General features: G+C 72.1%; 6 protein-coding genes and 5 tRNA genes. 8 read left to right on the forward strand and 3 right to left on the reverse strand.

Annotation, left to right across the window (positions count from 1 at the left end):
* Window positions 1-47: 47 nt before the first annotated feature.
* The 3 genes from ACFYS8_RS34785 to ACFYS8_RS34795 all read right to left on the reverse strand — a co-directional run bounded on the left by ACFYS8_RS34785 (window position 48) and on the right by ACFYS8_RS34795 (window position 4,956).
* Window positions 48-464: a DUF742 domain-containing protein gene (locus ACFYS8_RS34785; protein WP_387649183.1), complete on the reverse strand. Its 417-nt coding sequence runs from the start codon at window positions 462-464 to the stop codon at window positions 48-50.
* A 171-nt stretch (window positions 465-635) separates the two neighbouring features.
* Window positions 636-1,049: a roadblock/LC7 domain-containing protein gene (locus ACFYS8_RS34790; protein WP_030057391.1), complete on the reverse strand. Its 414-nt coding sequence runs from the start codon at window positions 1,047-1,049 to the stop codon at window positions 636-638.
* A 13-nt stretch (window positions 1,050-1,062) separates the two neighbouring features.
* Window positions 1,063-4,956 carry a nitrate- and nitrite sensing domain-containing protein gene (locus ACFYS8_RS34795; protein WP_387649186.1) on the reverse strand — a complete coding sequence of 1,298 codons (3,894 nt, stop codon included), beginning with the start codon at window positions 4,954-4,956 and terminating at the stop codon, window positions 1,063-1,065.
* A gap of 524 nt (window positions 4,957-5,480) precedes the next feature.
* Between ACFYS8_RS34795 and ACFYS8_RS34800 the strand changes: the two genes are divergently transcribed.
* From ACFYS8_RS34800 to ACFYS8_RS34835, 8 genes are all read left to right on the forward strand, one after another.
* Window positions 5,481-5,684 carry a hypothetical protein gene (locus ACFYS8_RS34800; protein WP_387649189.1) on the forward strand — a complete coding sequence of 68 codons (204 nt, stop codon included), beginning with the start codon at window positions 5,481-5,483 and terminating at the stop codon, window positions 5,682-5,684.
* Window positions 5,685-5,787: 103 nt separating this feature from the next.
* Window positions 5,788-6,585 (forward strand): fumarylacetoacetate hydrolase family protein, encoded by a 798-nt coding sequence (locus ACFYS8_RS34805; protein WP_380488852.1) that lies wholly within the window; start codon window positions 5,788-5,790, stop codon window positions 6,583-6,585.
* A complete protein-coding gene (gene gltX, locus ACFYS8_RS34810) occupies window positions 6,582-8,099 on the forward strand; it encodes a glutamate--tRNA ligase (RefSeq protein ID WP_387649192.1) in 1,518 nt (505 codons plus the stop codon). Before ACFYS8_RS34805 ends, gltX begins: the two co-directional genes overlap by 4 nt.
* A 195-nt stretch (window positions 8,100-8,294) precedes the next feature.
* Window positions 8,295-8,366: transfer RNA gene (locus ACFYS8_RS34815), tRNA-Gln, on the forward strand.
* Between the two features lie 22 nt (window positions 8,367-8,388).
* Window positions 8,389-8,461 (forward strand) — tRNA-Glu (locus ACFYS8_RS34820).
* Between the two features lie 35 nt (window positions 8,462-8,496).
* A tRNA-Glu gene (locus ACFYS8_RS34825) sits at window positions 8,497-8,569 on the forward strand.
* 17 nt (window positions 8,570-8,586) lie between these two features.
* Window positions 8,587-8,659 (forward strand) — tRNA-Glu (locus ACFYS8_RS34830).
* 4 nt (window positions 8,660-8,663) lie between these two features.
* A tRNA-Gln gene (locus ACFYS8_RS34835) sits at window positions 8,664-8,738 on the forward strand.
* Window positions 8,739-9,283: the final 545 nt, after the last annotated feature.

The following is a 9,283-nucleotide window of genomic DNA, read 5'->3' on the forward strand; positions in this document are numbered from 1 at the left end:
CGACGACGATCTTGGCGGAGGTGGTGGCGCGGCTGGGGGCGGCCGCGTTAGAGCTTGCGAAGTCCACTGAGGACCCTTTCGAGCAGCGTGACGTCAGGCGTACCGCCCGACTCGCCCGCCGCGGCGGGCTGGTGGATGGCGACCAGACCGGCTTCCGCCAGGTCTGCAACGAGGATGCGGGCGACACCGAGCGGGACTCCCGCCAGCGCGGAGATCTCGGCGACCGACTTGACCTCACGGCACAGCGCCACGATGCGGGCGTGCTCGGGCAGCAACGCGCCGGGCGGGTTGGTGCCCGTGGTCGAGATCAGCGCCTCGATGGCCAGCTGGTAGCGCGGCCTGGTACGTCCGCCGGTCATGGCGTACGGGCGGACCAGCGGCTGCTGCTCATAGCCGTCCGACTGCTGGCCGCCGTAGCCGTTTCCGTACCCGTTGCCGTACGAGCCGGCGGGTGTCGGGGGCATTGCGTCCTCCTTGTGCTGCGGTCGTTCGCCGTCGGAGCCCCGGGCCTGCAGGCTGACCGGCTGTCAGCCGCCGAGCGGCGAAGACTTGGGGGTGGGTGTGCCGGACCCGGTTTCGAGCGGGTCCGGCACAGTGAGGGTGGTGCTGAGGAGCCGAAGGGACCGGACCGGCCGTCAGTGCAGCAGGCTGCCCTGGAGTTCGGCCCGCAGAGCGGGAGTGAGGACCGCGCCGGCCCGGTCGACCAGCAGGGCCATCTCGTAGCCCACCAGGCCGATGTCGGAGTCCGGCGAGGCGAGCACCGCGAGCGCGGAGCCGTCGCTGACCGCCATCAGGAACAGGAAGCCCCGCTCCATCTCCACGACGGTCTGGTTGACCTCACCGCCCTCGAAGATGCGGCTGGCGCCGGAGGTCAGTGAGGTCAGCCCGGAGGCGACCGCAGCGAGCTGGTCGGCGCGGTCCCGCGGGAACCCCTCGGACATGCACAGCAGCAGACCGTCGGCGGAGACCACCACCGTGTGCGACACCCCGGGGGTGTTGTCCACGAAGTTGGTGATCAGCCAGTTCAGGTTCTGTGCGGCCTGGCTCATCATCTGACTCAACTCAACGCTCCTGGTGCTCGGGGCCGAAGCCGTTGTTGCCATCGGCGTCGAACTGGGCTCCCCGGTGGCCCTCGGACGTGCCGCCGAAGTCGAAGCCCGGCCGCTGCTGCGGCGCGGGACGGCCGGGGCCCGGCTGCTGCGAACCGGCCTGGCGGCCCTGCTGGATGCCGCGGCGCAGGTTGGTCAACCGGCCGCGCACCTCCTCCGGGCTGCGCGAGACCTGCGGACCCGTCAGCGGGCTGGCCTCGGCGCTGCCGGAGACCAGGTTGGCCTGCGGGGTGCGACGCGGCAGCCCCGAGATGGTCAGGCCGTCGGTCTGCGGCTCGCGCATCTGCTCGGCCCGCCGCCAGCGCTCGTCGTTCGCGGACGGGCGCCACGGGGCGTCCGGACCGGGACCGGCCGGCTGCTGCTGCGGGGCCTGCGGCTGCGGGGCCTGGGGTGCCTGCGGCTGCGGTGCCTGCGGCTGCGGTGCCTGCGGGGCCGGCCGCTCCGCCGCCGGACGCTGCGGGGCACCCGGCGTCGGACGCTGCGGCATGCCCTGCGGACGCTGCTGCTGGAACGGTTCGGCCTGCTGCTGCGGCTGCTGCGGCCGTGCGGCCGGAGCCTGCCGGGCCGGGGCCTGCGGAGCCGGGGCCTGCGGGGCCGGCCGGGCCGGCTGCTGGTCGAACTCGGGCGCGGTGGTACCGGGCCGCTGCGGCTGGTACCCCCGGGCACGGACCTGCTCACGGGCCGGCACCGGGGCTGCGGCCGAATCGCCGGCGGCCGGCAGCGCCATCGGCTGCGGCCGCTCCGCGAACTGCTGCGGGACGGCGCGCTCCTGCGGCACCGGGGGCATGCCCTGGCCCACCGGGTCCGGCAGCACCGGCTCCACCAGGCCCAGGCCCAGCGGGTCGCGCGGGTCGATGTCGGACGCCTCGAAGCGCGGCCGGGCGAACGCGCCCGTCTGGTCCGCCGGAGCGGCTTCCAGCGGGGCGGCCGGCTGCTGCTGCGGCAGCGGACGGCGCGGCGGCTGCTGCTCGGCGCGGCCGTGCTGGGCCGGTTCCCCGCCCGGACGGCGCTCCAGGCCGGGACGGCCGTCGGCGGGACGGGTCCGCTCCGGACCGCCCTGCGGACCCTGCGGGCCCTGCGGACGACGCGGACCGCCCTGCGGCCCCTGCGGAGCCTGCGGGCCCTGCGGACGGCGCGGCGGAAGCCCGCCCTGGCCGCCCGGCCCGCCCTGCAGGCCCGGCGCACCGGATGCACCCGGCACCCGCCGCGGCGGCAGCCCGCCACCGGCCGGCGCACCCGCGCCCGGACCGGCCGGCGCACCGGCGCCCGCGCCCGGACCGGCCGGGGCCGACGGGGCGGACGCACCCGGCGCCGGGTTGTCACGCAGCGACTGGCCGACCGAACGGGTCGGCAGACCACCGGTGCGGCCGCCCTGGGCCGAGCCGGTGCCGAATGCGCCGCCGGGGCCGAAGCCGCCCTGCGCGGGCGCCTCGCCCGGCCCGCGCCGGCCACCCGTACCCGCCGGACCCGAGGGCGCGGCCGGAGCGGACGGACCGGACGGAGCGCCCGGGGAGAACATGTCGGGGCTGCCGCCCATCGGGCCCTGGCCGAGCTGCGGACGGCCACCCGGGCCGCCCTGCCCGCCGGCCGCCGGAGCCTGGCCGAGCGCGGTGCGCGCGCCGGGCAGGTCGCCCGCGGGGCGGCCCTGCTGACGCGGCGTCGGCGCGACCCCGCGCTGCTGCCGGCCGCCCTGGCCGGGCGCGCCGCCCGGACCGGGCCGGTTGCCGCGCCGCTCGGCGGAGTTGGTGACGTCCACCGGCAGCATGACCAGTGCGGTGGTGCCGCCGGAGTCGGACGGGCGGAGCTGGATGCGGATGCCGTGTCGCAGGGACAGGCGGCCGACCACGAACAGACCCATGCGGCGGGACACCGAGACGTCCACGACCGGCGGGTTGGCCAGGCGTTCGTTGATGTCGGCGAGGTCGTCGGGGGAGAGGCCGATGCCGGTGTCGTGGATCTCGATCAGCACCCGGCCGTCGGGCAGGGCGTGACCGGTGACCCGGACGCGGGTCTGCGGGGAGGAGAACGAGGTGGCGTTCTCCAGCAGCTCGGCGAGCAGGTGGACGAGGTCGTTGACGACGCGGCCGGCGACCTCGGCGGTGGGCACCGAGGCGAGTTCGATGCGCTCGTACTGCTCCACCTCGGAGGCGGCGGCGCGGAGCACGTCGACCAGCGGGACGGGGCGGGTCCACCGGCGGCCCGGGTCTTCACCCGCGAGGACGAGGAGGTTTTCGCCGTTACGGCGCATGCGGGTGGCGAGGTGGTCGAGCTTGAACAGCGAGGCCAGCTGGTCCGGGTCGGCCTCGCGGCTCTCCAGTTCGGAGATCAGCGACAGCTGGCGCTGGATCAGGCTCTGGCTGCGGCGCGACAGGTTGGTGAACATCGCGTTGATGTTGCCTCGGAGCAGCGCCTGCTCGGCGGCCAGTCGGACCGCCTCGCGGTGCACCATGTCGAAGGCGTGCGCCACGTGGCCGATCTCGTCGGCGGAGTCGACGCCGACCGGCTCGACGGTGACGTCGACGTCGTGCGGGTCGCTCTCGGAGAGCGTCTTGACCAGTTCCGGCAGGCGGCGCTCGGCGACGTCCTCGGCGGAGGCCTGCAGACGGGTCAGCGAGCGCACCATCGAGCGGGCCACCAGGGCGGCGCCGGCGATGGCGACGACGAGCACCAGGGCGACCACGGCGGCGTTGATGACCGACTCGGTGTCGATGTCCGACTGCAGCGCCTGGGCCTTGCCGTCGAGGACGTTGAGCAGGTTGTTCTCGATGGTCTTCTCGGCGGTGACCTTGGAGGTCGACTTGTCGAACCAGTCCTTGTAGGACGTGTTGTCGGTCTGCCGGATGCCGTTGGTGTTCAGCGCCTGCTTGGCGAACCGGTCGGCCTCGGCGACGACCTGGTTGTAGCTCATCGCCGCCCGCAGCGTGCGGGCCTCGGCCTCGCCGTAGATGGCGGTGAAGTTGGCGAGGGCGTTGTCCTCGGAGCTCATCAGCCGGACGCCGAAGGTCTCGTCCGAGGCCGACAGGTGCGGGCCCTTGGGGTTGGCGAGCGCGGCGCTGATCAGCGCGCGCTGCATGGAGGTGTACTCCTTGGCCGTGGAGAACTGGAACAGCGCCCGGGTGGTCTTGATCAGCTCGGTGGAGTTCGAGGTGATCGCGATGTCCTGGGTGGCGCCGATCAGATCCTTGATGATCACGTCGTAGTTGGTGATCGTGGCCTGGATGTTCTCGGGGTCCTTGAACGCGCCGCTCCGGGCCCGGGGCAGCGTGTTGAGGTCCTTGCGGACCTGCAGCAGCAGGGTCTTGGAGCCGGCCAGGTCGAGGTTGTCGAACTTGTCGGCGCTGGCGTTGAAGGTCTTCGACAGCGTGTTGGTCTGCTTGTACGCGTCGGCGATCTCGGGGTCGTTGTCGGCGCTGCCGCCGGTGGCCAGCGGACCGGCCGAGATGTCGCGCTCGTACTGCAGGGCGTTGGCCAGTGCGGTGGCGTTGCGGGCGAGCTCGGCCAGGTCGCTCATCTGGGACAGCTGGCGGGAGTTCGCCATCGACTCCTGCACCCGCAGGCCGCCCAGCACCAGCGAGACGATCACGGGCAGGAACAGCAGCGCGATCAGACGGGTGCGGATTCGCCAGTTGCGCATGGCGAAGCGGCTCGCGCCGGTGGCACGACGGCGGTTGAGCGTGCCGCGCAGCCTGGCGCGGCGGCTCTGCTTGTCGGCCGGCTCGCTGCCGTCCTGCTGCTGGGGCGCGCTCGTGGCGCCCGGGGCACTGCCGGTGGCGGCGGCCTCGGCGGGGGCGCCGAACGGCCGCTCACCCTGGCCTGTCGGCGGTGCCGCCTGGTGGGCGCCGGCCACGGGCTCCCGCGACTCCGGCTCACCCGCGGCGCCGTTGCCCCTCTTGAAACGTCCCTGCACTGGCGTCGCAACCTCTGGACCGGGCGCCCTTCCCCGCCGGGCGGAGATAGAGCGGTGTCGAGTTTTTCCGTGGCATTCCAGCACAGCGGGGGAAGTCCAACAAGGGCCGTTACGACTCGGCGCCCAGGGCTACCCAGTGCGTGCGGCAACTCACGGTCCGTGTTGCTTCGGGTTCGGAATACGGTCCTTTTCGGACACTCGCCCTGGCCATGTCAATAAAGAGGAAGATCGGCTTGTGCGGCAAATGTCCGCAATATACCGGAATGGTGGATTTTGCCATTGGTCCGGAATCACCACTTCCACACACTTTGAACCGGTAATTGTGAGCAAACTCACAGCTCGATGTATAGCTTTGGTCACGGCCGCTGTGGAATGGGCTACCTAACCTGGCAGGGTTGAGCGGAGCCTGCCCAGCGGCGGGCTCGCGCAAAAGTCCGTTCGAGTGAAACAAGGTGCAGACGCAAATGTCCGAGACGACCACGACGGCCACCCGTTCCACGGCCAACCCGCGCCGCACCACCCTGGCCTCCGTCGCGGACTTCTCCGAGCTCCCCGGCTTCGGCGCCCGCACGCCCCGCACGTACGCCACCTCGCTGCCCGCCGTCACCGCCAACCCGCGCCGCACCGTCCTGATGGCCGTCCCGGCCACCCGCCTGCCGCAGGTCTGACCCCTGCGCCGATAACCTGGTGGCACAGCCGGGCCCGGCACTGCGGGCTCGGCAACCGCCCGGGAGCGTCCGGGCGGCCGACGAACCGAGAGGTTGCAGGGCTGTGCGTATCGCCAGGTTCTCCGTCCGTGAAGGGAGCCCCGCGGCGGGCTCGGTCTCCTTCGGAATCATCGAGGGGGACGCCGCACAACCCGATTCGCTGGTGGTGCACACCCTCGCGGGGCACCCCTTCGGCGCCCCCCAGCCGACCGGCGAGACCCACCGGCTGCAGGACGTCCGGCTGTTGGCCCCGATGCTGCCCAGCAAGATCGTGGCGGTCGGCCGCAACTACGCCGACCACGCCGCCGAGCTGGGCAACGAGATCCCGGCCGTGCCGCTGACCTTCTTCAAGCCCTCCACCGCCGTCATCGGCCCCACCGAGTCCATCGCGTACCCGCCGTTCTCCTCGGACGTCCAGTACGAGGCCGAACTCGCCGTGGTGATCGGCCGGATGTGCCGCGAGGTGCCGCTCGACCGGGTCCCCGAAGTGATCTTCGGCTACACCTGCGCCAACGACGTCACCGCCCGCGACGTGCAGCAGCGCGAGGGCCAGTGGGCCCGCGCCAAGGGCTTCGACACCTCCTGCCCGCTCGGCCCGTGGATCGAGACCGACCTCGACCCCGCCGACCTGGCCGTCACCTGCACCGTCAACGGCGAACTGCGCCAGGCCGGCCGCACCTCCCAGATGGCCCGCTCGGTCGCCGAACTGGTCGCGCACATCTCCGAGGCGATGACGCTGCTCCCGGGCGACGTCATCCTCACCGGCACCCCCGCGGGTGTCGGCCCCCTGAACATCGGCGACGAGGTCGCCGTCTCCGTCGAAGGCATCGGCACCCTCGCCAACAAGGTCGTCAAGCGATGAAGGATGCAGTAACCGTGGCTGACAAGAACCCCGACGTCCGGGTCCGCTTCTGCCCCTCCCCGACCGGTAACCCGCACGTCGGCCTGGTCCGCACGGCCCTCTTCAACTGGGCCTACGCCCGCCACAACGGCGGCACCCTGGTGTTCCGGATCGAGGACACCGACGCCGCCCGCGACTCCGAGGAGTCCTACAACCAGCTGCTCGACGCGATGCGCTGGCTCGGCTTCGACTGGGACGAGGGCCCCGAGGTCGGCGGCCCGCACGCCCCCTACCGCCAGTCGCAGCGGATGGACATCTACGCCGACGTCGCGAACCGCCTCCGCGAGGCCGGCCACGCCTACCCCTGCTACTGCACCACCGAGGAACTGGACGCCCGCCGCGAGGCCGCCCGCGCCGCCGGCAAGCCCTCCGGCTACGACGGCCACTGCCGCGACCTGACGGCCGACCAGATCGCCGTCTACGAGCAGGAGGGCCGCCCGTCGATCCTCCGCTTCCGGATGCCCGACACCACCCTCACCTTCGACGACCTGGTCCGCGGCCCGATCTCCTTCGACCCCAAGGACGTCCCCGACTACGGCATCGTCCGGGCCAACGGCGCCCCGCTGTACACCCTGGTCAACCCCGTCGACGACGCCCTGATGGAGATCACCCACGTGCTCCGCGGCGAGGACCTGCTGTCCTCGACGCCGCGTCAGATCGCCCTCTACGCCGCCCTCGCGGACATCGGCGTCGGCAACGGCACCACCCCCCGCTTCGGCCACCTGCCGTACGTGATGGGCGAGGGCAACAAGAAGCTCTCCAAGCGCGACCCGCAGGCCTCCCTCAACCTGTACCGCGAGCGCGGCTTCCTCCCCGAGGGCCTGCTCAACTACCTGGCCCTGCTGGGCTGGTCGCTCACCGACGACCGCGACATCTTCGACATCGACGAGATGGTCGCCGCCTTCGACATCGACGACGTCAACGGCAACCCGGCCCGCTTCGACCTCAAGAAGGCCGAGCACCTCAACGCCGAGCACGTCCGCCGCCTCGCCCCCGAAGAGTTCGTCAACCGCCTGGTCCCCTACCTCCAGGCCGCTGAACTCCTCCCCGCGGAGCCCACCGCCGAGCAGCTCGACCTGCTCGCCAAGGTCGCGCCGCTCACCCAGGAGCGGATGGTCGTCCTCTCCGAGATCGTCGCCATGGCCGGCTTCCTGTTCGTCGCCCCCGCCGACTTCACCGTCGACCCCGAGGACGCCGCGAAGGTGCTCACCGCCGACGCCCGCCCCGTCATCGAAGCCTCCATCAAGGCACTCACCGAACTGACGGACTTCACCCCCGACCCGATCCAGGCCACGCTGCGCGAGGCCTTGGTCGACGGCCTCGGCATCAAGCCCAAGTTCGCCTTCACCCCGCTCCGCGTCGCCGTGACCGGACGCCGGGTCTCGCCGCCGCTGTTCGAGTCCATGGAGCTGCTGGGCCGTGAGGAGACGCTGCGCCGCCTCCTCGCCACCCTGGAGCTGCTCCCGGCCTCCTGAGCCCCCCTGCGGCCCCTGAGGCCGCCTCCGGCACCCCCGCGGGCCAGGTCGCTGACCTGGCCCGCAGGTGTCCTGCGCACGGCCTGCGGTTATCGATTTTGGAGCCGGGCCGGGCGTCGGGTAATGTTCTTTCTGCGCCGCCCGGGCAGGGAGGCGCAAGACACCGAGGAAGGCCCCGCAGGGGTTGAACTCTGGTGGGGTATGGTGTAATTGGCAGCACGACTGATTCTGGTTCAGTTAGTCTAGGTTCGAGTCCTGGTACCCCAGCGCAGCACGCAAGTGATGCATTGCCCCCGTTGTGTAGCGGCCTAGCACGCCGCCCTCTCAAGGCGGTAGCGCCGGTTCGAATCCGGTCGGGGGTACGCAATTCTTGACAATTGCAAAATGAATGAGACAAGCCCCCGTTGTGTAGCGGCCTAGCACGCCGCCCTCTCAAGGCGGTAGCGCCGGTTCGAATCCGGTCGGGGGTACTCTCATTCAAGCTAGGGCCCCCGTTGTGTAGCGGCCTAGCACGCCGCCCTCTCAAGGCGGTAGCGCCGGTTCGAATCCGGTCGGGGGTACTCTTGGGGTATGGTGTAATTGGCAGCACGAGTGATTCTGGTTCATTTAGTCTAGGTTCGAGTCCTGGTACCCCAGCCAAGATTTTCCAAGCTCCGGGCAACCGGGGCTTTTTTGCGTTCCCGGCCCACGTGCACCACGGCGGACGCTGCCGCAACTCGCCCTTCCGGCCCCGGCCCACTCGCCCGCCCGCGCACCCACCAACTCAGCGGACGCTGCCGCTACCGGCCGGCATCGCCTGGCCCGCCGCCCTCGGCGTTCCGCCGGCTCAGGTGCACCACGGCTCCGCAGCGGCAACTCGCCCTTCCGGCCCCGGCCCACCCACCCGCCCGCGCACCCACCAACTCAGGTGCACCCCACGGTCCCATGGCGGACGCTGCCGCTACCGGCCGGCCTCGCCTGGCCCGCCGCCCTCGGCGTTCCGCCGGCTCAGGTGCACCACGGCGGACGCTGCGGCAACTCGCCCTTCCGGCCCCGGCCCACCCACCCGCCCGCGCGCCCACCAACTCAGGTGCACCCCACGGTCCCATGGCGGACGCTGCCGCTACCGGTCGGCCTCGCCTGGCCCGGCGCCCTTGGCGTTCCGCCGGCTCGGGTGCACCACGGCTCCGCAGCGGCTGCTGCCG

Source organism: Kitasatospora sp. NPDC004615, from assembly GCF_042873545.1.
Taxonomy (GTDB): domain Bacteria; phylum Actinomycetota; class Actinomycetes; order Streptomycetales; family Streptomycetaceae; genus Kitasatospora.